Origin of the sequence: Streptomyces sp. MK37H (genome assembly GCF_018035285.1) — a bacterium.
GTDB classification, from domain to species: Bacteria; Actinomycetota; Actinomycetes; order Streptomycetales; family Streptomycetaceae; genus Streptomyces; species Streptomyces endocoffeicus.
The window spans coordinates 40,549-64,655 of sequence record NZ_JAAAYH010000005.1 but is presented as its reverse complement, the minus strand read 5'-3'; the positions used below and the strand labels follow the sequence as shown (position 1 = coordinate 64,655).

Genomic DNA, 24,107 nt, shown 5'->3' with positions numbered 1-24,107 from the left:
GATGCCGTCCGGAGCTCGGATGCCATCCGGGGTGGCGTTGACCGGTGGCCGATCGGCCGGCGACTGACCGGCCGCAGCTGATCGGCCGACGGATGATCAGCGGCGCGGGCTCAGCCTCACAGAAACATTCCCAGCGCGCAAGATTGCTCAACGGGAAAGAATCGGCCTTCTCCCGTATGCTCAACGGCGATGACTACCGGCCTGCGTGAGCGCAAGAAAGCGGCGACCCGCCAGTCACTGCACGACGCCGCCGTGCTCCTCGCCGCCGAGCACGGCGTCGAGAGCCTCACGGTGGAGGCCATCGCCGATGCCGCCACCGTCTCCCGGCGCACCTTCTCCAACTACTTCGCCAGCAAGGAGCAGGCGCTGCTGCACCACGACCGGGCGCGCACGGTCCGGCTGGTCGAACTCATCCGCGCCCGCCCGGCGCGGGAATCCCTGATGGCGGCGGTCATCGGCGCCGCCGAGCAGCACTCCAACGAGTTCGCGGCCGACCCGGAGCAGGAGGAGCGCTACCGGACCCTGCGCCTGCACCCGGCGCTGCTGCCCGAGCTGGTCGCCACCTACGCCGCCGCCGAACGCGATCTCGCCGTGGCCGTCGAGGAGCGCCTGCCCGCCGGACCGGATACGTCCCTGCGGGCCCAGGTCCTCGCCGCGACCCTCCTCGCCGCCTTCCGCGTCGTCGGGCAGACGGCTCTCGAGCGCCGCGAGCGCGACGTCGTGGATCTCCTCCGGCAGGCGCTCGCCATCGCCCGCGAGGGCTTCCGCTGACCGGTTTTCCCTGGCCGCGCGGACGACAACGTCAGGCGTGGCCGGATCCGAGCGCTCTTCGATAGGCATCATCTATCGAGATGATCAGAATCATATCTTGGCCCTTTTGACCCGCCCGGCCCTACCGTCGTGTTCATGGCATTGACAACGCGGCCGGAGCAGCGTCCGACGCGGGCGGAGCGGCGGCCGTCCATGGCGCTCAATTTCTGGCAATCGACCCTCGGCAAGAAGATCGTCATGGGCGCGACCGGTCTGATCATGATCGGCTACCTCTGCGCCCACCTGCTCGGGAACATGAAGATCTTCTTCGGTCCCGGGGAGTTCAACGCCTACGGACACTGGCTGCGTGTCATGGGAGCCCCCGTTCTGCACCATGAGTGGGGCCTGTGGATCGCCCGGATCGTCCTCCTGGCCGCGGTGGTCCTGCACGCCGTGTCCGCCTACCAGCTGAGCCGGCGCGACATCAAGGCCCGCCCGCAGAAGTACGTCCACACCAAGCCACGGATGAGCTATGCCACCCGGACCATGCGCTGGGGCGGGGTGATCCTGGGCCTGTTCATCGTCTGGCACGTCCTGGACCTCACCACCGGCACCACGCACTCCGGCGGATTCCAGGAGGGCCATCCGTACCAGAACGTGGTGGACACCTTCTCCACCTGGTACGGGAACGTCATCTACATCGTGGCGATGCTGGCCATGGGCATGCACGTCCGGCACGGCTTCTGGAGCGCCGCGCAGACCCTCGGCGCGGGCAACCACACCCGTGACCGTGCCCTCAAGGCCATCGCCAACGCCCTGGCCGTCGTTCTCACCGCCGGGTTCATCTCCATACCCGTCGGTGTCATGACCGGAGTGGTGAGCTGACCATGACCTCGTACAGCGAGTACAGCGAATACACCGAGTACACCGTCGGCGAGCCGATCCAGGACGAGCAGGCCCCCTCCGGGCCGGTCAACGAGCGCTGGGACACCCGCCGCTTCGAGGCCAAGCTGGTCAACCCCGCCAACCGCCGCAAGCACACCATCATCGTGGTGGGCACCGGGCTGGCCGGTGGCGCCGCCGGCGCCACCCTGGCCGAGCAGGGCTACCACGTGGTCCAGTTCTGCTACCAGGACTCGCCGCGCCGGGCCCACTCCATCGCCGCCCAGGGCGGGATCAACGCGGCGAAGAACTACCGCAACGACGGCGACTCGATCCACCGGCTGTTCTACGACACCGTCAAGGGCGGCGACTTCCGCGCCCGCGAGTCCAATGTCCACCGCCTGGCGCAGATCTCGGTGGAGATCATCGACCAGTGTGTGGCCCAGGGCGTGCCCTTCGCCCGGGAGTACGGCGGTCTGCTGGACACCCGCTCCTTCGGCGGTGTGCAGGTCTCCCGCACCTTCTACGCCCGCGGCCAGACCGGCCAGCAGCTGCTGCTCGGCGCCTACCAGGCGCTGTCCCGGCAGATCGCGGCGGGCAATGTGGAAATGCACGCCCGCACCGAGATGCTGGACCTGATCGTGGTCGACGGGCGGGCGCGTGGCATCGTCGCCCGCGATCTGGTGACCGGCCGGATCTCCACGTACTTCGCCGACGCGGTGGTGCTGGCCAGCGGCGGCTACGGCAACGTCTTCTACCTGTCGACGAACGCCATGAACTCCAACGCGACCGCCATCTGGCGGGCGCACCGGCGCGGCGCGTACTTCGCCAACCCCTGCTTCACCCAGATCCACCCGACCTGCATCCCGCGCTCCGGGGACCACCAGTCCAAGCTGACCCTGATGAGCGAGTCGCTGCGCAACGACGGCCGGATCTGGGTGCCCAAGGCGAAGGGCGACACCCGTCCGCCGGCCGAGATCCCCGAGGACGAGCGCGACTACTACCTGGAGCGGATCTATCCATCGTTCGGCAATCTGGTGCCGCGCGACATCGCCTCCCGCGCCGCGAAGAACGTCTGCGACGAGGGCCGTGGCGTCGGCCCCGGTGGCCAGGGCGTGTATCTGGACTTCGCCGACGCCATCGCCCGGATGGGCCGCAAGGCAGTCGAGGAGAAGTACGGCAACCTCTTCGACATGTACGAGCGGATCACGGCGGAGAACCCGTACGAGGTCCCGATGCGCATCTACCCCGCGATCCACTACACGATGGGCGGGCTGTGGGTCGACTACGACCTGCAGACCACCGTGCCGGGGCTGTTCGCGATCGGCGAGGCCAACTTCTCCGACCACGGTGCCAACCGGCTCGGCGCCTCCGCGCTGATGCAGGGCCTGGCCGACGGCTACTTCGTCCTGCCGTCGACCATCAACGACTATCTGGCCCGCAATCCGCACAAGGACGAGGTCGACGCCTCGCACCCCGCGGCCGTCGAGGCCGTGCGCGAGACCGAGGACCGGCTGGCCAGGCTGCTGGCCGTGGACGGCGACCGCACCCCCGACTCCTTCCACCGCGAGATCGGCGAGCTGGTCTGGGAGTTCTGCGGCATGGCCCGCACCGACGAGGGGCTGCGCAAGGCGCTGGACCGCATCCCGCAGATCCGCGAGGAGTTCTGGCGGCGGCTCAAGGTGCCGGGCACCGGCGACGAGTTCAACCAGTCGCTGGAGAAGGCCAACCGGATCGTGGACTATCTGGAGCTGGCCGAGCTGATGTGCCTGGACGCCCTGCACCGGGCCGAGTCCTGCGGCGGCCACTTCCGCGAGGAGTCCCAGACTCCCGACGGTGAGGCGGCCCGCCGGGACGAGGAGTTCTCCTACGCCGCGGCCTGGGAGTTCACCGAAACCGGCGCCGCCCCCGTGCTCCACAAGGAGCAGCTGACCTTCGACTACGTCCACCCCACTCAGCGGAGCTACGCATGAAGCTCACCCTGCGCGTCTGGCGCCAGAAGAACCCCGACACCCCCGGTGCCATGGCCACGTACGAGCTCGACGGCGTCTCCCAGGACATGTCCTTCCTGGAGATGCTCGACGTCCTCAACGAGGAGCTCATCGTCAAGGGCGAGGAGCCGGTGGCCTTCGACCACGACTGCCGTGAGGGCATCTGCGGTGCGTGCAGCCTGGTGATCAACGGTGATGCCCACGGTCCGGAGCGCACCACCACCTGCCAGCTCCATATGCGGTCCTTCCAGGACGGCGACACCATCGACATCGAGCCGTGGCGCGCCTCCGCCTTCCCGGTCATCAAGGACCTGGTGGTGGACCGCTCCGCGTTCGACCGGGTGATCCAGGCCGGTGGCTACATCACCGCCCCGACCGGGTCCGCGCCGGAGGCACACGCCACTCCGGTGCCCAAGGCGGACGCGGATTACGCGTTCGAGCACGCCGAGTGCATCGGCTGCGGCGCCTGCGTGGCGGCCTGCCCCAACGGCGCGGCGATGCTGTTCACCTCGGCCAAGGTCAACCATCTCAATGTGCTGCCCCAGGGCTCTCCGGAGCGGGAGACCCGGGTGCTGGACATGGTGGCCCAGATGGACGCCGAGGGCTTCGGCGGCTGCACCCTCACCGGTGAGTGCGCCACGGCCTGTCCCAAGGGCATCCCGCTGTTCTCCATCACCGCGATGAACAAGGAGTGGCTGCGGGCGACCCGCAAGGTCAAGCGCTGACCCCACTCCCCCAGAGCGGCACCCCTCGACAACGCTCCGTGGATGGGGTGTCCCGGCGGCGGAGGTCTTTCCGGACGCTAGACCTCCGCCGCCGCCCGCATATCCGGGGCGGTGGCTCCGGTGCCATCGGATCACATACCCGCCGCCCAGCCGCTAGGTTGAGCGCATGTACACCATGCGACTCTCCCGGCGGGTGAACGCTCCGCGCTCCGCCGTCTACCGCGCGCTCCTCGACGCGAGCGCCGTCGCGGCTTGGCGGGTGCCCGAGGGCATGACCAGCCGGGTGCATGAGTTCGACCCCCGCGAAGGGGGCACCTTCCGTATCTCCCTCGTCTACGACGACCCGGCGAGCACCGGCAAGTCGGGCGGCCATACGGACACCTACCACGGCCGCTTCACCCGGCTGGTGCCGGACGAGCAGGTGGTCGAGGTGCTCGAGTTCGAGACCGCGGACCCCGCCCTGCGCTCCACGATGACGATGACGACCACGCTCACCGACGCGGAGGGCGGCGGCACCGATGTCCACCTCCTGCACGAGGGGATCCCCGACGCCGTACCGGCCGCCGACAATGAGCTGGGGCAGCGCATGGCCCTGGACAAGCTGGCCGAGCTCGTCGATACGGGCCGGGCGGCTCACTGAGCGGCCCCGCGGCTACCGCCGGTCGCGCTCGAAGAACGCCTGGGCCAGGCCGTCGAGCACATACCCAAGGCGGCGGTCGAAGTCGTCCCGCGGGTCGGTGGGCCGGGGGCTCTCCCGCAGGGCGCGCGTGGCGAGGGGGTATTCGCCGCTCTCGGCGGCCTTGTCCAGGAACGACGACCCGGGCGCACCGGTCTCGCTCCGATGGGCCCGGCGCTGTCGCGCCTCGGCCCGGCGGGCCTCGGCGAAGGCGTGGCCCTGGACGAAGGCGAGCAGGGTCCGCCAGGCGTCGAGCATGTCGCCGGTGGCCGGCCCATGGCCGTCCAAGAGGGCGAGGGTGGACTCCGTCATCGCGAGCGTCCCCGGCCCGAAGTCCTCGGCCTTGAGGGTGTGCCGGGCCAGCCAGGGGTGGCGCAGGGTCACCCGGCGGATGCGGTGGGCCGCTTCGGTGAGGTCGGCGCGCCAGTCGCCGGTCGGGGGCGGGGCGATGGCTTCGGCGCTGACTCGGTCGGCCATGAGGGTGATCAGGTCGTCGCGGCTGTCGACATAGCGATAGAGAGACATGGCGCCCGCGCCGATGTGCTCGGCGACCTTCCGCATGGTCACCGCGTCGAGCCCTTCGGCGTCCGCGACCTCGATGGCGACGGTCGCGATGGCCTCGTAGGACAGATCGACTCGTGTCGCCTTCGCCGGTTGCGCGGCCTTCTCCCAGTTCACCATGGGCAGCGATCGTACGCTGTACTCGACGCGTACGACGTACGCGACGGGTCCCGCGCCCGCCACGGCTCGCGCCCTTCCGGTGGCGGCGGCCGTGCTGGGCCTGTCCTCCCGCCTCATGGGACAGGGCATCGGCGAGCACGGCGAGGACACCGAGCGGATGCCGCAGATGGGCCACACCTACCGTGGCGGGCCGCCGGCCCCTGCCGGGCCCGTCGAGGCGGAGGTGCCGAGCGCCGGTGACCGCGCACCGGACGCTCCCTGCCACCGGGCCGACGGGCGGCGGGTGCGGCTGTTCGACCTCCAGCGCGGCGGTCACTGGACGCTCCACGGATTCGTTGTGCGCCCCCGGCCACCGCACCCCGCGGTCCGCGCCGTGTCCATAGGCGGCGAGATCGGCGGTGAGATCGCCGACACCGACGGCCACGCCCGGCGGGCGTACGCCGCCGCCGACGGCGAGTGCGTCCTCGTCCGCCCCGACGGGCACATCGGCATCCGCAGCCACGACCCGGCGACCATCGCCGCCTATCTGCGCTCCGCTCTGCCCCCTGCCCCGTAGGGCGGTGTCGGCTCAGCTCATCCGGCCGCCGCGCGGTGTCCGCTCAGACGGCCCGGTCGTCGTCGAAGGAGTTCAGATGGGCGGTGAGGTCGTCGACGAAGCGCGCGAGCAGGCGGCCGAAGGCCTCGCGGTCGTGGGGGCTCCAGCCGGCGAGGGCATCGCTGAACCAGCCGAGGACGGTCCGCATATAGCGGTCGGTCGCGGCGGCTCCCTCGGCGGTCGGCTCGATGAGCCGGGCGCGCTGATCGTCCGGATCGGTGACCCGGCGGACCAGCCCCCGCCGCGCCAACTCGTTGACCTGCCGGGTGACATGGGGGCCGACGACCTGCATCCGCGCGGCGATCTCCCCCACGCGCAGTGGGGTGCCCGCCACATGCAGGGCGACCAGCACCGACATCGCGGGGCGGTCCACGGATACACCGGCGGCCTCCATGGCGCGCTCGGTCACCCGGCCCCGGTTCACGGCGCCGCTGAGCTGCGTCAGACGGGGCAGCATGGCCAGCAGGTCGTGTTCACCGTCGCCGCCCTGCCCGGCCTCCGATCCCTCGGCGGTCATGCCCGGCCTCCACATCTACCTAAGTTAGGTATATAGTCTTCTCATCGACCCCGAACTTCCGGGGCTTTTCATGCCATGAAAAAGGATACCTGAGTTAGGTATGTGACCGGAGCCATCCCCGTGGGAGGGCCGGAGAGGAGCGCCCATGGGCGCCATGAACATCACGCCGCGGCGTACCGTCCTGGTCTCCGGCGCCAGCATCGCCGGTCCCGCGCTGGCCTGCTGGCTCCGCCGGTACGGCTTCGCGGTCACCCTCGTCGAGAAGGCGGCAACACTGCGCGGTGGCGGCTACCCCATCGACATCCGCGGCACCGCGGTCGAGGTCGTCCGGCGGATGGGGGTGCTCCCCCGGCTCCGCGACGCCCACGTCGGCATCCGCCGGATCTCCTTCCTCGACGAGCGAGGCGATCCGATAGCCGCCCTCCGGCCCGAGGCCATCTCCGGCGGCAAGGAAGGCCATGACCTCGAAATCCCGCGCGGAGAGCTCGCCGAAATCCTCTACGGCGCCATCCGGGACGACGTCGAGATCCTCTTCAACGACTCCATCGCCACTCTCCACGACCACGACGGCGGGGTGGACGTGACCTTCCGCAGCGGCGCCCGGCGCACCTTCGACCTGGTCATCGGCGCCGATGGCATCCACTCGCACACCAGGAGCCTGGCCTTCGGCCCCGAGGAGGGCTACCACCGCTACCTCGACCACTGCTTCGCCGGATTCACCATGCCCAACCACCTGGGGCTCGCACACGAGGGGCTCACCTGGAACGTCCCGGGCCGGACCGCCGTCCTCTACGCGCCCCGCGACGACGACCGGGTCCACGCCTTCCTCAGCTTCCTGCGCCCCGAACCGCCCTTCCACGCCTTCCGCGACCCCGCCGCCCAGTGCGACCTCGTGGCCGGGGTGTTCTCCGGATACGGGTGGGAGGTCCCGCGCATGGTCGCCGCCATGCGCGACAGCGACGACCTCTTCTTCGACGTGGTCAGCCAGATCCATATGCCACGGTGGTCCACGGGCCGGGTCGCCCTGGTCGGCGACGCCGCCTACGCGCCGTCGTTCTTCTCCGGCCAGGGCTCGAGCCTGGCGCTGGTCGGCGCGTACGTCCTCGCCGGTGAACTGGCCGCACACGCCGGCCACGCCGACGCCTTCGAGGGGTACGAGCGCACCCTGCGGTCGTTCGTCGAGAGGAACCAGGCCCTCGCCGGCGAAGGAAGCGCCGGCCTCTCCCCTCGCACCGCCGAGGGCCTGGCACGGCGCAACAAGGCGCTGCGCGAGCCGTCCGCCGTGCTCAGCAGTGCCGGCCGGGACGTGCATTCGGCGCTGACCCTCCCCTGCTACGACGGCCACGACGCCCGATGAGGACGGCGTCGCGTCAGCCGGTGGCGCCGATGGCCGAGGTGGGGCCAGAGCCGGAGCCCACGATGGACGGCACCCGGTCGGCGGGGTCGAGGGAGTAGGAGTAGTACGCCTTCGGGTCGAACGCGGTGCCACCGCTCTCGTTGCGGCCGGAGGTGTTGACGAAGACGTTGCCGCGCTGGACCAGGGTGGCGGTGCTGTCCTTGATCACGGGGTTCTCGAAGCCCTGGAAGTAGCTGTTCTCCAGCACCATCTTGGTGTTCCCCCGGGCGTAGTTGCCGTAGGAGGAGTTGATGTCCGTGCCGGGGTCGTCCTGCAGGTAGTTGTTGTACAGATGAGCGTGGGCGATGTTGTCGGCGGACGGGTTGCGCTGCTCGCTCTCGCGGAACCAGTTGTGGTGGATCGTGATGTCGGCCGTGGTGTTCTCCGTCCAGCCGATTCCGAAGCTCTTGTTGTTCTGCTGCAGCCGGTTCCAGGACACCGTGAGGTAGGTGGTGTCCTTACGGCTGTCGATCAGCCCGTCGGCCATATGCCGCAGCTCGTTGTGATCGATCCAGACATGGTGGGCGCCGTCCATCTGGATGGCGTCCCAGTCGTGCTCCTTGTCGTTCCAGGTGCCCTCGTAGGAGTCACGGATCGTCAGATTCCTGAGGATGACGTTGTGCACGCCCTGGCCCAGGAAGAAGCCTCCGCCCACGATCTGGCCCGACGTGCCCGAGCCCACGATCGTCTTGTCCGAGGCGACCTTGATCTCCTTGCCCTTGGGTTCCATGGTGATCGCCGCGGCCACGACGATGACGTACGGCTCGGGTGCGGTCGCGTACTTCTCGAGATCGGCGAGCGCGCGCACGGTGACCGTACGGCCGTCCCGGCCCCCGTACGTACCGTTCTGCCCCAGCGCGTTGACGGAGGCGAAACCGTCGGCGACATCGGCTTTCCAGGACGCGGCGGCCGGTCCCCGCCCGCCCTCGGCGAACGCCCCCTGCCCCGGCAAGGCGACCGCACCGGCCAAGGCCAGAGCTCCGACGGCCATCCCCAGCACACGGCGCCTGCCGCGTCCCACCCCTCGACGTTCGGCTTCCATGGCCTCTCACTTCCACTGCTCGACGACTCCTGCCGTGCGACTGTCGCCACCGCGCACCAGGAGGTTGCCGGGGCGGCCGATCGTCCTGTGGCGAATTCTCACCCCGTCTTGCCCACGCCACGACGCGCTGACAGACTCCGGCAGCAAGCGCTTACCGACGGACGCACCACACCCATGAGTCGCCCCGGAGGGAACAGTGAGCGAACACGGTCGCAGGCAGGTGTTACGGACCGGCCTCGGCGCGGTCGCCGGATCGACGGTGCTCGGCGCCATCGGCGGCGCCACCCCGGCTTCGGCGACACCACGGCCCGACGGGCCACTTGGGGAAGGTGGCGCGGTGACGCGAGGCGAGCCGGAGTCGGCCCGGGCGGACCTGCCATGGGTGGCCGATCTGGGCGACGGGCGCTATCAGAACCCGGTGCTCAACGCCGACTGGTCCGACCCCGACGCGATCCGCGTGGGCCCGTACTTCTATCTGGTGGCCTCCACCTTCAACCGCGTTCCCGGACTGCCCGTGCTGCGGTCGGTCGACCTGGTCAACTGGACCGTCATCGGACATGCCCTGACCGAGTTGCTGCCCAAGGACCACTTCAGCGAGCCCAGGCATGGCGAAGGGGTGTGGGCCCCGGCCCTGCGCCATCACGACGGCAAGTTCTGGATCTTCTACCCCGACCCCGACTTCGGGATCTTCATGGTGACCGCCACCGACCCGCGAGGACCATGGAGCACACCGTGTCCGGTCAAGCCGGGCAAGGGGCTGATCGATCCGTGTCCGCTGTGGGACGACGACGGGCAGGCGTATCTGATCCACGCCTGGGCGAAGAGCCGCAGCGGCATCAACAACCGGCTCACCCTGCACCGTATGAGCCCGGACGGGACCGCTCTGCTCGACGAGGGCCGGATCGTGATCAACGGCGATGACCTCCCCAACTACACCACGCTGGAGGGGCCGAAGCTCTACAAGCGGGACGGCTGGTACTGGATCTTCGCTCCGGCCGGCGGCGTCACCAACGGCTGGCAGTCAGCGTTCCGCTCCCGCTCCGTCTGGGGCCCGTACGAGAACCGCATCGTGCTGGCCCAGGGCGACACTCCCGTCAACGGGCCGCACCAGGGCGCATGGGTGACCACCGAGGGCGGCGAGGACTGGTTCCTGCACTTCCAGGACCGCGGGGCCTACGGACGGGTGGTGCACCTCCAGCCGATGCGGTGGCGTACGGATGGCTGGCCGGTGATGGGCACCGACGACGGCAGCGGCCGGGGCGCACCGGTGCTGCTGCACACCAAGCCGCGGGTGAACGGGCGGACGGAGGTGACCGCGCCGGCCACCAGCGACGAGTTCACCGGGGCGGAGCTGGGGAAGCAGTGGATGTGGCAGGCGAACGCCGATCCGGCGTGGTGGTCGCTGCGCCGCTTCCCGAGCCGGCTCGCGCTGGTCTGCCGGCCGAGCCCGGTCACCCATGACCTCCGGCTGCTGCCCAATGTGCTGGGCCAGCGGCTGCCCGCCGAGTCGTTCACCGCGACGACCTCGATGAGCCTGTCCACCGCGACGGCGGGGTCCCGGGCCGGGCTGGTGGTCCTGGGTGAGACCTACGCCTGGGTGGGCCTGTGCCACGACGGCGACCGGATCGTCCTCGTATGCCGCACCGCGGCGCAGGAGGCCGCCGAGGTGGACGCCGTCAAGCCGGTGGCGCTGCGGAGGGGGCGCTCGGCCGTGCGGCTCCGGGTGAGTGTGCGGCCGGGTGCGGTGTGCCAGTTCGCGGCCGATGTGGACGGGCGGGGGTTCACTCCGCTCGGAGCGCCGTTTCCGGCGACGGCGGGCAAGTGGATCGGGGCGACGCTGGGGCTCTTCGCCACCAGCCCGGCGGCCGACGGCACGGGTGGCGTGGCGACCGGACGCACGGGTGGTGTGGCGGAGTTCGACTGGTTCCGAGTGGGTCCGATTTCCCCATAGATGGCCGATGACGGGCGCTTCGGGACCAGTCCCCGCGGATCGTGGTGCCCTGTCTGCCGGAAGGGGCGCCCAGGAGGGCGCCCCGCGGAACCCGGGAGGAACACCATGCACCAGCGCCTCGCCGCCACGGCAGCCATGTCCGCGGCCCTCGTCGCCGTACTCGCCAGTGCGCCCACCGCGTCGGCCGAGCCCAGTCCGCCCAACTGCCCCTCAGGAAACGTCTGCGTGTTCGACAGCAACACGAGCACCGACGGTCCGGCCGTGATCAAGACGACCGGCAACTGGAGGGGCTCCCATCAGACCAGCATCGTCGGCAGCACGATCTTCAACAACGGCACCCATCAGCCGGGCCACGATCACATCCAGGCCACCTGGGTCTTCAATGGACGGACGTACGACAGGTGCCTCCACTTCAACCCCGGCCCCGGCGACTACAAGTTGATCATCGGTAACCACGCCACCATCACCAGCCTCACCTGGCGCGGCGAATGCGATTTCTGAGCGGGCCGACTTCCCCTGCCCGGCCGGGCAGGGGAAGCGCTCAAAGGCCGTAGCGGCTCTTCAGGTGGCGCCAGAAGTCACGGAGCATCCACTTGTCGAAATCCGTGATCTGCGTGGCGCTTCCCGCCATCATGAGGAAGCAGCACTGACCGGTCGGAGTCCAGTCGTAGAAGTCGTCGAGGCCGAAGGTGTGGCCGACTTCATGCAGGTAGATGTGGATGTTCTCCTGGTTCAGCGCACCGGTGAAGTACTCCTGTCCCACGCGCTGGCCCCAGTCCCCGCCGGCCCCGCCCTGGAACCCCTTCGTCAGCCACAGCGACTGGTCGTAGTGGTGGGCCGCGCCGCCAGGGCAGCGCGAGTAGTCGCCGTCCTGGTGGAAGAAGCGGCCGCAGTCGGGAGAACACTGCGAGGCGCCACCGCCGTCGAGGTTCCCGGCATAGATGTCGACCGAGTTGTCGGTCCACTGGAGCGTCGAGCGGTTCTTCACCGCCCAGCCGACGATGTTGACCGGGACGTTGGTGTACGGCCAGGCGTTGTGGCCCTTGCCGTTCTCCACCATGGCCGCCATCCACTTGGCGAACTGCTTCTTCAGCACGGCGTGGATCTGGTCGCGCAGCGCGGCGCTGACCGGGGCGTCGGACTCCCAGCGGACGCAGTAGTTGACGCTTCCCCTGTTGGCCATGACCTGGTCCCAGCCGTAGTTGCGGAAGCCGTAGAGATCCGGATAGGTCGACTCGACGTGGTTCCACACCTCGCCCAGCGGCTGTACGAGGTTCGCGGGCGGATTCCAGTCGTCGGCGACCCGCGACGGGGCGGCCGTCGCGACACCGGGCGCGGCGACCAGCGCGGCCAAGGCGGCCGGCACGGTGGCCAGGCGCGCGAGGAATGAGCGCACTGTGAACTCCCTTGAGTAGCTGACAGTTTGTCAGCCTCAGGTCGCCGCCACCGCCGCATCGGTTGCCGTCGTGTGTGGCCCTCGGGGAGTGTGGCCCTCGGGGAGTATCGGAACGGACCTGAGCGGCGAGCGCGGCGGCCACGAACGACGCGACCAGCGGCCGGCGATCCTGCTCGTTCCAGGCACTGGCTCTGCTCGGACGCCGCGTCCTACGTCACCGGGATCGCCCTGTCGGTCGACGGCGGGCGGCGGGCATAGGGGTCGTCGGGGCCGAGGAGCACATGGCCACCGAGGCGTTCCCGCACGCCGCGCACGGCCTGGACATCGTGCCGGGCAACGGCTCCCGCACGGCCTGGACGTCATGCCGGGCTAACGGCCGTGGCGTGCGGCCCGCTCACACCGGCCGGGTGGCCACCACCAGCCGGCAGCGCGGGCTGCCGTCCGCCCGGCGGCCGAGGTCCTCCAGCGGACGCAGCTCGGCCTCGAACCCGGCCCCGATCAGCTCCTTCCACACATCCCCGAGGCGGAAGGTCCGGTAGTACATCACAAAGCGCGGCCGCCACACCGTGTTGCGCACCCGCATCGCGGTGTCGAACGCCAGGAGCGACCAGTAGGGCCGGGACCCCGGGCGGGCCGGTGCCACGATCGGGAAGGCGAACCAGCCGCCCGGGCGGAGCACGGAGTGGACCTGGGCGAAGAGCCCGGGCCGCTCGCGCGGCAGGAAGTGGCCGAACGCCCCGAAGCTCACCGCCAGGTCGAAGACCGGCCCGAACGGGAGGGCGCGCGCGTCGGCACGTACCCAGTCCGTGCGCGGGGCGTCCGGCACCGCCCGCGTACGCTCCTGGCCCACGGCCAGCATGCCCGCGCTGAAGTCGACGCCGGTGATCCGCTTCCGGCACACCTGGCGCAGCACGCCCATGCCCGCGCCGGTTCCGCAGCACACATCGAGGCCGCTGTCGAAGGGCCCGAGCGGGCGCAGGGCGCCGGTCACGGAGCCCAGCACCGAGGCCGACGTCCGGTACGCGGTGTGGTCGAACTTCGGGGCCAGCAGATCGTAGCCGCGCTCGACGGAGGACAGCGCCTGGACGACGAGTTCACGGAAGGTGGGGCCCTGGCCCTGAGGTGCGGACATCGCGCTCAGCATAGAGCCCATCGGGGCAGGGCGGCCTGTCGAAGTTATGGACAGCGCGCCGGTGGCGTGCTGTGATGCGCGACAACGATGTCAGGCACCACCCGTCTTCCTCGGCACCCCACCGACAGGAGCCGCACGATGCCCCTCGATCGACGTCGCTTCCTCCGCACCAGCGCCCTCACCCTCGGCGCCCCCGCGCTCGCCGGACACCTGGCCACGGACGCCGTGGCAGCCCCGGCCCGGCGGCCAAGAGCCCCGCTGCCCGACGCCTTCGACCGGCTCCCGTCCGGGAGCATCACCCCGCGCGGCTGGCTGGCCGAGCAGCTGCGCCTCCAACTCCACGGCCTCTGCGGCCGCTACGAGGAGCGCTCGCACTTCCTCGACATCAACGCCACCGGGTGGACCCACCCGGACCGGGACGGCTGGGAGGAGGTGCCCTACTGGCTGCGTGGCTATGTCCCACTGGCCGTGGCGACGCGCGACCAGGCGGCGCTCGCCAACGCCCGCGGATGGATCGACGCCATCCTCGCCACCCAGCAGAGCGACGGCTTCTTCGGGCCGCGCTCCCTGCGGACAAAGCTGAACGGCGGCCCCGACTTCTGGCCGTTCCTCCCCCTCCTCATGGCCCTGCGCACCCATGAGGAGTTCACCGGCGACCAGCGCATCGTCCCCTTCCTCACCCGCTTCCTGCGCTTCATGAACGCGCAGGGGCCGGGCGCCTTCGACTCCAGCTGGGTCTCCTACCGCTGGGGCGACGGAATCGACACCGCGATGTGGCTCCACCGCCGCACCGGCGAGGCGTTCCTCCTCGACCTCGTCCAGAAGATGCACACGTACGGCGCCAATTGGGTCGACAACATCCCGACCCCGCACAACGTCAATATCGCCCAGGGCTTCCGCGAGCCCGCCCAGTACGCCCAGCTGACCGGCTCCGCCGAGCTCGAACAGGCGACCTACCGCGCCTATACCTCGGTGCTCGGCGCATACGGACAGTTCCCGGGCGGTGGCTTCGCCGGGGACGAGAACTACCGTCCGGGTTTCGCCGATCCCCGGCAGGGCTTCGAGACCTGCGGCATCGTCGAGTTCATGGCAAGCCATGAGCTGCTGACCCGGATCACCGGCGACCCGGTGTGGGCCGACCGCTGCGAGGACCTGGCGTTCAACATGCTGCCCGCCGCACTCGACCCCCAGGGCACCGGCACCCACTACATCACCAGCGCGAACAGCATCGATCTGAACAACGCGGTGAAGTCCCAGGGGCAGTTCCAGAACGGCTTCGCGATGCAGTCGTACCAGCCGGGCGTCGACCAGTACCGCTGCTGTCCGCACAACTACGGTATGGGCTGGCCGTACTTCGCCGAGGAGCTGTGGCTGGCCACGCCCGACAAGGGGCTCGCCGCCTCCCTGTACGCCGCCTGCCAGGTGTCCGCGAAGGTGGCGGGTGGCACGACGGTCACCGTCACCGAGGACACCGGCTATCCGTTCGACGAGACCATCACACTCACGCTGTCCACCCCCGAGAAGGTGGCCTTCCCGCTCCATCTCCGTGTCCCCGGCTGGTGCGAGAACCCCCGGATCGAGGTCAACGGCCGGGCGGTGGCCACGCGCGGCGGCCCGGCCTTCGTCAAGGTCGACCGGAGCTGGACGGACGGCGATGTGGTGACGATCCGTCTGCCGCAGCGCACCACCCTGCGGACCTGGTCCGCGCAGCACGGCGCGGTCAGCGTCGACCACGGCCCGCTGACGTACTCCCTGCGCATCGGCGAGGACTTCGTGCGCTACGCCGGCACCGACACCTTCCCCGAGTACGAAGTGCACGCCACCACACCGTGGAACTACGGTCTCGTCCCCGGAACCCTCCCCGTCCTCACCCGCGACGACGGTCCGCTCGCCGCCAATCCCTTCACCCACGAGGGCACCCCGGTCCGTATGACCGCCCAGGCGCGCCGCATCGCCGAGTGGGTCTCCGACGACGAGCATGTGGTCACCCCGCTGCAGCAGAGCCCGGCCCGGGCCGATACACCGGCGGAGACGGTCACCCTCATCCCCATGGGTGCGGCCCGGCTGCGCATCACCTGCTTTCCGACAGCCGCGCCGGACGGGCGGGCATGGACCCCGGAGCCGCCCTTCCGCCGCCTGCTCAACAAGCACAGCGGCAAGGTGCTCGCCGTCGACGAGATGTCCACGGCCAACAGCGCCCGCGTGGTGCAGTACGACAACACACCGACGGGCGACCACGCCTGGCAGTGGATCGACCGGGGCGACGGCTGGTTCCTGATCCGCAACGGCCACAGCGGCAAGGTCCTCGGCGTCGACCGGATGTCCACCGCCAACAGCGCCATCGTCGTCCAGTACGAGGACAACGGCACGGCCGATCACCTCTGGCGGAAGGTGGACAACGGCGACGGCTGGTTCCGCGTCCTCAACAAGAACAGCCAGAAGGTGCTGGGGGTCGACGGCATGTCCACCGCCAACAGCGCCCAGGTGGTGCAGTACGACGACAACGGAACCGATGACCATCTGTGGCGGCTGGTGTGATCGGGTCCTGAGCGTGGCCGGGCGGAGGCCGTGGCCACGGCGATGATCCGGCCCCGGCGATTATCCGTTGGAACGTGTCGGGAATGGCCCTGTGGGGCGACCGGGGGCGGATCTAGCGTGGTGAACCGTCGCCGCGCCGGTTCCCGGTCGTGCCACCGACCCGTCCGTGGAGGTGGCGCGGACGGTGCGTTTCGCCGTGCGGGCGGCCAACGTTCCGTCACCCGCAGGAAGTTCTTCCGCATGATCCAATACATCGCTCCGGTCTTCATCGGTGTCCTCTACGCGCTCCTGATGTCCCTGATCCGCGAACCCCACCGCCGGCGCTTCAACGCGATCATGGTCGGCGGAGCGGGTGCCGCCTACCTCAGCGGCGGCGGCCTCGACGGCTGGGAGTTCGCCTTCACCGTGGTCGCCACCTATGTGGCCTACCGCGGCCTGGAGTCATGGACCTTCATCGGCATCGGCTGGCTGCTGCACACCGCGTGGGACATCGTGCATCACATCAAGGGCAACCCCATCGTTCCCTTCGCCCATGGCTCGTCGCTGGGCTGTGCGATCTGCGATCCGGTCATCGCGCTGTGGTGTTTCCGGGGCGGCCCGTCGCTGCTCCGGTTCTTCCGCAAGGAACGGCCCGAGGAGCGGGCCGCCGCTGCCCTGTCCGACTCCCTGCCCACCGGGCAGGCGGCGGGGAACGGATGAGGGCATCGGCGCCGGGCCGCCCACCCGGCGCCATCTCCGCATCTCCTGTTCAGCGCCCGGCGCGCACCGCTTCGGCGACCGGGCCGGTCCAGGCCCGCCACGTGGTGTGCCAGCCGTCGGGGCCGTCCGTACGGACATCGGGTCCGGCCCAGGCGATATAGCCGTCGGGGCGGACGAGCAGGGCGGGGCCGGAGTCGGTGCGCTGGGCCTGGGCCACCGCGGTGTCGACGCGCGACGCGCCCTGCTCGCGGATCAGCAGAAAGCCACCGGTCCGCTGAAGTTCGGTCAACCGGTCCTCGGCGAGGGGGACTTCGGTGGCACGGGTGCCCACCAGTGTGTGCCGGCCTCGTCCGCGCGGATAGCGCAGGGTGACGCCGGTGAAGCTTCCGGCGATGGTGTCGCGCACCCGGCCGACGCCCAGCACGGCCGGGGCCAGATGGTCGCGCAGCCACCGCGCCGGGCGCGGCCCGAGGGTGACTGCGCGCATCATGGCACCGCTCTGGAGCAGGACACGGCGGCCGACGGGGTGGCGCTCCCGGTGGTAGGTGTCCAGGATGGCCGGGTCGGCGCCGCCGAGGGCGAGGTCGAGTTTCCAGGCGAGGTTGGCCGCGTCCTGGATGCCGGTGTTCATGCCCTGGCCGCCCATCGGGGAGTGTACGTGGGCGGCGTCCCCGGCGAGGAAGACCCGGCCGTGCCGGTAGGAGCGGACCTGGCGTTCATCGCACTGGAACCGGGAGTGCCAGCCGATCTCACGGACTCCGACGTCGCGCCCCATGGCCTCGGCCAGTACGCGGGTCACCTCCGCCTCCTCCACGGCGGCCTTGCCGGGCAGTTGGTGGCGGCGGTCCCAGGTCATCGACCGGTACCAGCCGGGGCGCGCCTTCCCGTACGGCACCAGGAAGCCGAAGACCTCGGGGGTGTTGCCCAGGGTGAGCCCGTTTCCGGCGGGGCCGTCGGCGAGGCGGACATCGGCCAGCACCACGGAGGTCAGGACCGTCTTGCCGGGGAAGCCGGCGCCGAGGAGGCCGCGGACGGTGCTGTGTGCCCCGTCCGCCCCTACGACGTACCGGGCTCGCCACGTGGACGCGGGTCCACCGCCGTTGGGGCGGGCGGTGACGGTGACCGCGTCGGTGTCCTGTGCGAGGCCGGTGACCTCGGTGCCGCGCAGCACCTGGGCGCCCTGGTCACGGGCGTACCGTTCGAGCGCCTGGTCCACGTTGGTCTGCGGGGTGATCATCCCGTACCGGTGGCGGGAGGGCAGATGTGTCAGGTCGAGCGTGGCGCCCGCGAACAGGTGGACGGCTCCGGTGGTGCTCGCCTCGGCCAAGAGGTCGTCGGCCAGACCACGGCTGTCGAGGACTTCCAGGGTGCGGGGCATGGTGACGAAGGCACGGCTGGACGGATGGATCGCCGGCCGGCGTTCCAGCACGGTGACCGCGCGTCCGGCCCGGGCCAGATCCCCGGCCAGGGTCATTCCGGTCGGTCCGCCTCCGACGACGAGCACATCCGTGAGGTGGAGGTCCGGGTTCGCCTCGTCGTGGGGCCGGGCCGGGGCGGTCACCGCGTCTCCCGCGGGCCGTGGGCGGCTTCGGGGCGGGCGGCGTTGCCGGGGTTCTTCAGCGCGGCCTCCTCGAGGTCGCGGGGGATGTCGAGGGGAACAGTGGACGCCGGGTCGGGGTAGTGGCGGCGGATGTCGTCCGGAGCGGCCGCGGCGGAGTGGTTGAAGATGAACCGCGCGTGGGGCAGCGCGGTGTGGACGAGGTTGACGATGGATTCGAAGAGCAGCGTGTTGCCCGAGGTGAGCCGTACCCCGGCGCCGATGAGGACCGCGTCGTAGCGCTTGCGGCCGAGCATGGCGCGGATGGTGTCGAGGGCGGTCTCCCCGAAGTCGATCTGACATCCGTCCGCCTCGTATCCGGCGTCGCGCAGCAGGGCGAGGTTGTCGTCGTTGGCGACGCGCAACGTCTCCCGGCTCAGACCGGCGAAGGCGGCGAACTCCGGCGCCTCGTAGTCGATGGCATCGGGGTGGAGCCCGATCTGGATGGCTGAGACGCTCATGACGATGGATGCCTTCCGCGGTGAAGTGCCCTGGCGCAGGGGGAAGTCGGGGTGCGCGGCGCCGAACCGGGCCGTCCGGCCGGGGCGTTCCGCTTCCCCTCCACGGTGGCGGGCCCATAGGTATCGTGTCCAACGATGATGTGTGCTGTGTGGCATCGCGAATGGAGATGGCAGGGGAGCTCCGGCAGCTGGCGTACTTCGTCGCGGTGGCCGAGGAGCGCAGCTTCACCCGCGGCGCCCAGCGGGAACACGTCGTCCAGTCGGCGGCCTCCGCCGCCGTGGCCCGGCTGGAGCAGGAGTTCCAGACCGCGCTCTTCGACCGCTCGCACCGCACCCTGGAGCTGACCACCGCGGGGCGCACCCTGCTGGCCCGGGCCCGGATCCTGCTCGCGGAGGCGCAGCGGGCGCGCGATGACATGGGCCGTCTCACCGGGGGGCTCAGCGGCACGGTCACCCTCGGGATGGTCCTGTCCACCGGGTCGTTCGACCTGATCGGGGCGCTGAGCGCGTTTCAGGCCGAGCATCCCGATGTGGTGGTGCGGCTGCGCCACTCGACCGGTCCGCTGGCCGGACACGCCACCGCCCTGCGCGAGGGCAGGTTCGACCTCATGCTGCTGCCCGTGCCCCCGCACGGCCCCGCCGTCCTCGGCCCGGATCTGATCATCGATGATGTGTCGCGGATACGCCTCGGGCTGACCTGCCGGACCGACGACCCCCTCGCCGAGGCCCACGGCGTGACCTACGCCGACCTCGCCGACCGCCGCTTCATCGACTTCCCCACGGGATGGGGCGACCGCACCATCGTCGACAGCCTCTTCGGTACCGCCGGAGTCCAGCGCACCGTGGCGCTGGAGGTCGTCGACACCACGACCGCCCTGACCATGGTCCGGCGAGGTCTCGGGCTCGCCTTCGTGGCCGAGGAGGCCATCGCCTCACACCCCGGCCTCGCCCAGGTCGCTCTCGCCGATCCACCGCCGATCCACGGTCTCGGCCTCGCCGCCTCGCGCAACCATCCCCCGTCCGAAGCGGGCCGCGCCCTGCGCCGGGCCCTGCTCGCCGCGCGCTGACCGACAACGTCGAAGCCGAAGGTCTCCCTACGGCTCTCATCTGCACTCCCCTTGTGGCTACGCGCCACGCATTGACGGAGTGAGTACTCACTCCGTAACCTATCCGGCATGACAGAGAAGGCAGAGAACCCCGCCACCCCGCCCCGTCGCCGCGCACCGGCCATGGATCCCGATCAGCGCCGCGCGATGATCGTCGCCGCGGCGCTCCCCCTCGTCGTCGAATACGGCGCCACCGTGACGACCGCGAAGATCGCCCGGGCCGCGGGCATCGGGGAAGGCACCATCTTCCGCGTCTTCGAGGACAAGGACGCCCTGCTCGCGGCCTGTATGGCCGAGGCCGTGCGGCCCGATGACACCGTGGCCCATCTGGAGTCGATCGCCCTGGACCAGCCACTGGCGGACCGACTCGCCGAGGCGGCCGATGTGGTGCGCGGACACATGGCGCGCATCGGCGCGGTCGCCGGAGCGCTCGCGGCGGCGGGGCGGCTGGAGCGCATGGCGCCCAAGCCCGGCAAGGACGGGCGCCTCCCGGACCGCGCGGCGAGCCTGGTCCGGCCGCGCGCCGCGCTGGCCGCGCTGTTCGAACCCGACCGGGACCGCCTGCGGCTCGCCCCGGAACGGCTCGCCGACGCCTTCCAGCTGACGCTGATGTCGGCCGGGCGCCTCGGCGCCCCCGACCCGCTGACCACCGAGGAAGTCGTGGACCTCTTCCTGCACGGCGCGCTCGCGGCGCCCGGGGAGGCCCGGTGACCGCACCCGACGCGTACGAAGCGCTCCCGCACCGCCGTCGGACCCTGGTCACCCTCGCCCTGCTGGGCTGCGCCTTCCTGGCCATGCTGGACGGCACCGTGGTCGGCACCGCGCTGCCCCGCATCGTCGAACAGATCGGCGGAGGGGACTCCTGGTACGTCTGGCTCGTCACCGCCTATCTGCTGACCTCCTCGGTCAGCGTGCCGGTCTACGGCCGCTTCTCCGACCTCCACGGCCGCCGCCGGCTGCTGATCGGCGGGCTCGCCGTCTTCCTGATCGGCTCCATCGCCTGCGGCCTGTCCGCCTCCATGCCCGCCCTGATCCTCTCCCGCGCGCTCCAGGGCCTGGGCGCCGGATCCCTGCTGACCCTCGGCATGGCGCTGGTCCGCGACCTCCACCCGCCGTCCCGCCCCCAGGGGCTGATCCGGATGCAGACGGCGATGGCCGCCATGATGATCCTGGGCATGGTGGGCGGCCCGCTCCTCGGCGGGTTACTCGCCGATCACATCGGCTGGCGCTGGGCGTTCTGGCTCAACCTCCCGCTCGGGCTGGCCGCGGGCGCCGTCATCGCCTTGGCCCTGCCCGACCGCCGTCCCGCCACCCCGCCGTCCGGCCGGCTCGACGTGGCGGGGATCCTCCTGCTCGCCGCCGGGCTCTCCCTCGCGCTGACCGGCCTCAGTCTCAAGGGCAACGCGACCGCCGGACACGCGCCCTCCTGGACGGACCCGGCCGTGCTGGGCTGTCTGCTCGGCGGTCTGGCACTGCTCGCCACGCTCATACCGGTCGAACGGCGGGCCGCCGTCCCCGTCCTGCCCCTGCGGCTGTTCCGGCACCGCACCTACACCGCCCTGCTGACCGCCGGTTTCTTCTTCCAGGTCGCCGCACTGCCGGTGGGGATCTTCCTGCCGCTGTACTTCCAGCACATCCGCGGCCACTCGGCCACCACCTCCGGTCTGCTGCTGCTCCCCCTGCTCATCGGCATGACCCTGGGCAACCGGCTCACGGCCGCCACCGTGCTGCGCAGCGGGCACGTCAAGCCGGTCCTGCTGATCGGCGCGGGGCTGCTCACCGCCGGTACCGCCGCCTTCGTCGCCCTGCGGGCCACGACGCCTCTCGTACTGACGTCGGTTCTGCTGCTACTCGTCGGGCTCGGCACCGGACCGGCCATGGGCGGGCTCACCATCGCCACCCAGAACGCCGTCCCGCGTGCCGACATGGGCACCGCCACCGCGGGCTCCGCGCTCACCAAGCAGATCGGTGGCGCGGTCGGCCTGGCCTGCGCCCAGTCCCTGATCGGCCACTCCGGCGCGGCCGCGCCCACCGCGGCGGCCATCGGCTCCACCGTCGCCTGGAGCGGCGGCGCGGCCGGGTTCCTCGCTCTCGGGGCGCTGCTCCTCATGCGCGACATCCCCATCGCCACGGCCGGGAAGCGCCCCGGCGCGCCCACTCCCCCGCCCGCCGTCTCCGCAGCGGCGCGGAAGGCCGATCGGCGCGCTTGATCGCGAGCGCTCAGCCGACCTCAAGCGCTCACCTGCCCTCAAGGACTTCAGGCGCTCACTTGACCTCAAGCGCTTCAAGTGTCGGATGCTCGTCATATGACGGCGACAGAGACAGAGGCCGAGGTCCGGGGCTCCCCGATGACCATCCAGCAGGTGTCGAGGCTGAGCGGCCTCTCGGAGCCGACACTGCGCTACTACGAGAAGATCGGCCTGATACCCGCGGTGGACCGCGACCGGGACAGTGGCCACCGGCGCTACTACCCCCGCGTGGTGGAGACGATCAAGTCGCTGGGGTGCCTGCGATCCACCGGCATGAGCGTGCGGGACATGCGTGCCTACCTCAGCCTCCTCGACGAGGGCGCGCGGGGCGCGGCTCCCCTGCGTGACCTCTTCCAACGCAACGCGGACCGCCTGGAGCGGGAGATCGCGCTCATGGAGGTCCGCCTGCGCTATCTGCGGCTCAAGGCGGACATGTGGGACGCGCGGGAGTGCGCCGACGCCGGTGCCGAGCGCCGGGCGATCGACGAGCTCATGGACGTCATCGACGCGCTGTGAGAAACACAGCCGTGAGAAACACGGCTGCGAGAAACACGGCTGCGAGAAACACACTTGGGAAGGAATCCGAAGGAACCCATGGAAGGCAAGACGACCCCCGTGTCCGCTGACGCCGGTGCCGACCCCCGTGCCGACGCCGGTGGTGGCGAACTCGTCCTGGTGACAGGAGGCAGCGGCTATGTCGGCACCCATGTGATCAGCGGCCTGCTGCGGAGCGGCCATCGGGTCCGCACCACGGTCCGTTCACACGGCCCGGCCACAAGCGCCGCCGCGAGTGCCGCCGCGAGCGTCCGATCGGCCATCGCGGCCTCCGGTGTCGATCCCGGCGGGCGGCTCGACATCGTCAGCGCCGACCTGACCACGGATGACGGCTGGGACGACGCGATGGCGGGGTGCACCCATGTCCACCACGTCGCGTCACCGTTCCCCTCCGTCCAGCCGGACAACGCCGACGAGCTGATCGTCCCCGCGCGCGACGGCACCCTTCGTGTGCTGAGGGCCGCACGGGACCACGGTGTGAAGCGGGTCGTGATGACGTCCTCGTTCGCCGCGGTGGGATACAGCCACAAGGACGGTGACGAGTACGACGAGAGCGACTGGACCGACCCCGAGGACGACAACCCGCCCTACATCCGCTCCAAGACCATCGCGGAACTGGCCGCCTGGGACTTCGTGGCGAAGGAGGGGGACGGCCTCGAACTGACGGTGATCAACCCGACCGGGATCTTCGGTCCGGCACTCGGCCCCCGGCTGTCCGCCTCGGCGGAGCACGTCCGGGCGATGCTGGAGGGGGCGATGCCGGCCGTCCCCCGCGCACACTTCGGCATGGTGGACGTACGCGATGTCGCCGATCTCCATCTCCGTGCCATGGCACATCCCGCCGCGGCGGGACAGCGCTTCCTCGCCAGCGGCGACCGGGCCGTCAGCTTCCTGTGGATCGCCCGGGTGCTGGCCGAGCACCTCGGAGAGCGCGCCGCCCGGGTGCCCACGCGGGAGTTCGACGACGAACGAGCGCGGGAAGCGGTCGGCGTGACGGAACGGGTACCGATCCTTCGCACCGAGAAGGCGCGTTCCGTGTTCGGCTGGACCCCGCGCGACCCGGTGACGACCATCCTCGACACCGCGGAGAGCCTGTTCCGCCTGGGCCTGGTGAAGGGCTGATCCGCCCCTGGCCCGTACCGCCCCGCCGTCCATCGGTGTTCCATCG

At 70.7% G+C, this 24,107-nt stretch carries 23 protein-coding genes; 16 read left to right on the top strand and 7 right to left on the bottom strand.

From position 1 onward, the window contains the following. Positions 1 to 189: 189 nt before the first annotated feature. The 5 genes from GWI24_RS01990 to GWI24_RS01970 all read left to right on the top strand — a co-directional run bounded on the left by GWI24_RS01990 (position 190) and on the right by GWI24_RS01970 (position 4,988). Positions 190 to 771 (top strand): TetR/AcrR family transcriptional regulator, encoded by a 582-nt coding sequence (locus tag GWI24_RS01990; RefSeq protein WP_210944138.1) that lies wholly within the window; start codon positions 190 to 192, stop codon positions 769 to 771. Positions 772 to 906: 135 nt separating this feature from the next. Further along, positions 907 to 1,635, top strand: coding sequence for a succinate dehydrogenase (locus tag GWI24_RS01985; protein ID WP_210944137.1), 729 nt, complete (start codon positions 907 to 909; stop codon positions 1,633 to 1,635). 2 nt (positions 1,636 to 1,637) lie between these two features. Continuing rightward, the gene (locus GWI24_RS01980; RefSeq protein ID WP_210944136.1) at positions 1,638 to 3,605 is read left to right on the top strand and encodes a fumarate reductase/succinate dehydrogenase flavoprotein subunit; all 1,968 of its coding nucleotides are present in this window, start codon (positions 1,638 to 1,640) and stop codon (positions 3,603 to 3,605) included. Then, positions 3,602 to 4,348, top strand: a complete 747-nt coding sequence (locus GWI24_RS01975) for a succinate dehydrogenase/fumarate reductase iron-sulfur subunit (RefSeq protein ID WP_137976501.1) — start codon at positions 3,602 to 3,604, stop codon at positions 4,346 to 4,348. Before GWI24_RS01980 ends, GWI24_RS01975 begins: the two co-directional genes overlap by 4 nt. 166 nt (positions 4,349 to 4,514) lie before the next feature. After that, positions 4,515 to 4,988, top strand: coding sequence for an SRPBCC domain-containing protein (locus GWI24_RS01970; protein WP_210944135.1), 474 nt, complete (start codon positions 4,515 to 4,517; stop codon positions 4,986 to 4,988). A gap of 12 nt (positions 4,989 to 5,000) precedes the next feature. Here the strand turns inward: GWI24_RS01970 and GWI24_RS01965 are convergent, their stop codons facing one another. Then, positions 5,001 to 5,705, bottom strand: a complete 705-nt coding sequence (locus GWI24_RS01965; RefSeq protein WP_210944134.1) for a TetR/AcrR family transcriptional regulator — start codon at positions 5,703 to 5,705, stop codon at positions 5,001 to 5,003. Between GWI24_RS01965 and GWI24_RS01960 the strand changes: the two genes are divergently transcribed. After that, the gene (locus GWI24_RS01960) at positions 5,704 to 6,261 is read left to right on the top strand and encodes a hypothetical protein (protein WP_210944133.1); all 558 of its coding nucleotides are present in this window, start codon (positions 5,704 to 5,706) and stop codon (positions 6,259 to 6,261) included. The genes GWI24_RS01965 and GWI24_RS01960 overlap by 2 nt on opposite strands. Positions 6,262 to 6,304: 43 nt before the next feature. Here the strand turns inward: GWI24_RS01960 and GWI24_RS01955 are convergent, their stop codons facing one another. Continuing rightward, positions 6,305 to 6,817, bottom strand: a complete 513-nt coding sequence (locus tag GWI24_RS01955; protein ID WP_247615737.1) for a MarR family winged helix-turn-helix transcriptional regulator — start codon at positions 6,815 to 6,817, stop codon at positions 6,305 to 6,307. A gap of 145 nt (positions 6,818 to 6,962) precedes the next feature. Between GWI24_RS01955 and GWI24_RS01950 the strand changes: the two genes are divergently transcribed. Next, positions 6,963 to 8,174 (top strand): FAD-dependent monooxygenase, encoded by a 1,212-nt coding sequence (locus GWI24_RS01950; RefSeq protein WP_374103257.1) that lies wholly within the window; start codon positions 6,963 to 6,965, stop codon positions 8,172 to 8,174. A gap of 13 nt (positions 8,175 to 8,187) precedes the next feature. Here GWI24_RS01950 and GWI24_RS01945 read toward each other — a convergent pair whose 3' ends face one another. After that, positions 8,188 to 9,204, bottom strand: coding sequence for a polysaccharide lyase family 1 protein (locus GWI24_RS01945; protein ID WP_247615736.1), 1,017 nt, complete (start codon positions 9,202 to 9,204; stop codon positions 8,188 to 8,190). Between the two features lie 247 nt (positions 9,205 to 9,451). On the opposite strand from GWI24_RS01945, the gene GWI24_RS01940 reads away from it, so the two are divergent. Both GWI24_RS01940 and GWI24_RS01935 read left to right on the top strand, forming a co-directional pair. Continuing rightward, complete coding sequence (locus GWI24_RS01940) at positions 9,452 to 11,206, top strand: glycoside hydrolase 43 family protein (protein ID WP_374103256.1); 1,755 nt, start codon at positions 9,452 to 9,454, stop codon at positions 11,204 to 11,206. A 105-nt stretch (positions 11,207 to 11,311) separates the two neighbouring features. Then, the gene (locus GWI24_RS01935) at positions 11,312 to 11,707 is read left to right on the top strand and encodes a hypothetical protein (RefSeq protein ID WP_210944131.1); all 396 of its coding nucleotides are present in this window, start codon (positions 11,312 to 11,314) and stop codon (positions 11,705 to 11,707) included. A 40-nt stretch (positions 11,708 to 11,747) separates the two neighbouring features. On the opposite strand, the gene GWI24_RS01930 is transcribed toward GWI24_RS01935, so the two are convergent. Continuing rightward, on the bottom strand, positions 11,748 to 12,602 hold the full coding sequence (locus GWI24_RS01930) for a hypothetical protein (protein WP_210944130.1): 855 nt from the start codon (positions 12,600 to 12,602) through the stop codon (positions 11,748 to 11,750). 394 nt (positions 12,603 to 12,996) lie between these two features. Next, positions 12,997 to 13,734 carry a class I SAM-dependent methyltransferase gene (locus GWI24_RS01925; RefSeq protein ID WP_210944129.1) on the bottom strand — a complete coding sequence of 246 codons (738 nt, stop codon included), beginning with the start codon at positions 13,732 to 13,734 and terminating at the stop codon, positions 12,997 to 12,999. Between the two features lie 138 nt (positions 13,735 to 13,872). On the opposite strand from GWI24_RS01925, the gene GWI24_RS01920 reads away from it, so the two are divergent. Both GWI24_RS01920 and GWI24_RS01915 read left to right on the top strand, forming a co-directional pair. Next, positions 13,873 to 16,272 (top strand): beta-L-arabinofuranosidase domain-containing protein, encoded by a 2,400-nt coding sequence (locus GWI24_RS01920; RefSeq protein ID WP_210944128.1) that lies wholly within the window; start codon positions 13,873 to 13,875, stop codon positions 16,270 to 16,272. A 243-nt stretch (positions 16,273 to 16,515) separates the two neighbouring features. Further along, positions 16,516 to 16,971: a DUF6010 family protein gene (locus GWI24_RS01915; protein WP_308343351.1), complete on the top strand. Its 456-nt coding sequence runs from the start codon at positions 16,516 to 16,518 to the stop codon at positions 16,969 to 16,971. A 49-nt stretch (positions 16,972 to 17,020) separates the two neighbouring features. Here the strand turns inward: GWI24_RS01915 and GWI24_RS01910 are convergent, their stop codons facing one another. Together GWI24_RS01910 and GWI24_RS01905 are read right to left on the bottom strand one after the other, a co-directional pair. After that, a complete protein-coding gene (locus GWI24_RS01910) occupies positions 17,021 to 18,532 on the bottom strand; it encodes an FAD-dependent oxidoreductase (RefSeq protein ID WP_210944127.1) in 1,512 nt (503 codons plus the stop codon). Continuing rightward, on the bottom strand, positions 18,529 to 19,029 hold the full coding sequence (locus tag GWI24_RS01905; protein WP_210944126.1) for a hypothetical protein: 501 nt from the start codon (positions 19,027 to 19,029) through the stop codon (positions 18,529 to 18,531). Before GWI24_RS01905 ends, GWI24_RS01910 begins: the two co-directional genes overlap by 4 nt. 167 nt (positions 19,030 to 19,196) lie before the next feature. Between GWI24_RS01905 and GWI24_RS01900 the strand changes: the two genes are divergently transcribed. The 5 genes from GWI24_RS01900 (at position 19,197) to GWI24_RS01880 (ending at position 24,061) form a co-directional block, all read left to right on the top strand. Next, positions 19,197 to 20,096, top strand: coding sequence for a LysR family transcriptional regulator (locus GWI24_RS01900; RefSeq protein WP_210944125.1), 900 nt, complete (start codon positions 19,197 to 19,199; stop codon positions 20,094 to 20,096). Between the two features lie 108 nt (positions 20,097 to 20,204). Next, entirely contained in the window at positions 20,205 to 20,846 is a 642-nt protein-coding gene (locus GWI24_RS01895; protein WP_247615734.1) for a TetR/AcrR family transcriptional regulator, read from the top strand. Continuing rightward, on the top strand, positions 20,843 to 22,345 hold the full coding sequence (locus tag GWI24_RS01890) for an MFS transporter (protein WP_210944124.1): 1,503 nt from the start codon (positions 20,843 to 20,845) through the stop codon (positions 22,343 to 22,345). The genes GWI24_RS01895 and GWI24_RS01890 overlap by 4 nt, the downstream gene beginning before the upstream one ends. Before the next feature lie 96 nt (positions 22,346 to 22,441). After that, positions 22,442 to 22,900 carry a MerR family transcriptional regulator gene (locus GWI24_RS01885; protein ID WP_210944123.1) on the top strand — a complete coding sequence of 153 codons (459 nt, stop codon included), beginning with the start codon at positions 22,442 to 22,444 and terminating at the stop codon, positions 22,898 to 22,900. A 78-nt stretch (positions 22,901 to 22,978) separates the two neighbouring features. Beyond that, the gene (locus tag GWI24_RS01880; RefSeq protein WP_210944122.1) at positions 22,979 to 24,061 is read left to right on the top strand and encodes an aldehyde reductase; all 1,083 of its coding nucleotides are present in this window, start codon (positions 22,979 to 22,981) and stop codon (positions 24,059 to 24,061) included. Positions 24,062 to 24,107 lie beyond the last annotated feature (46 nt).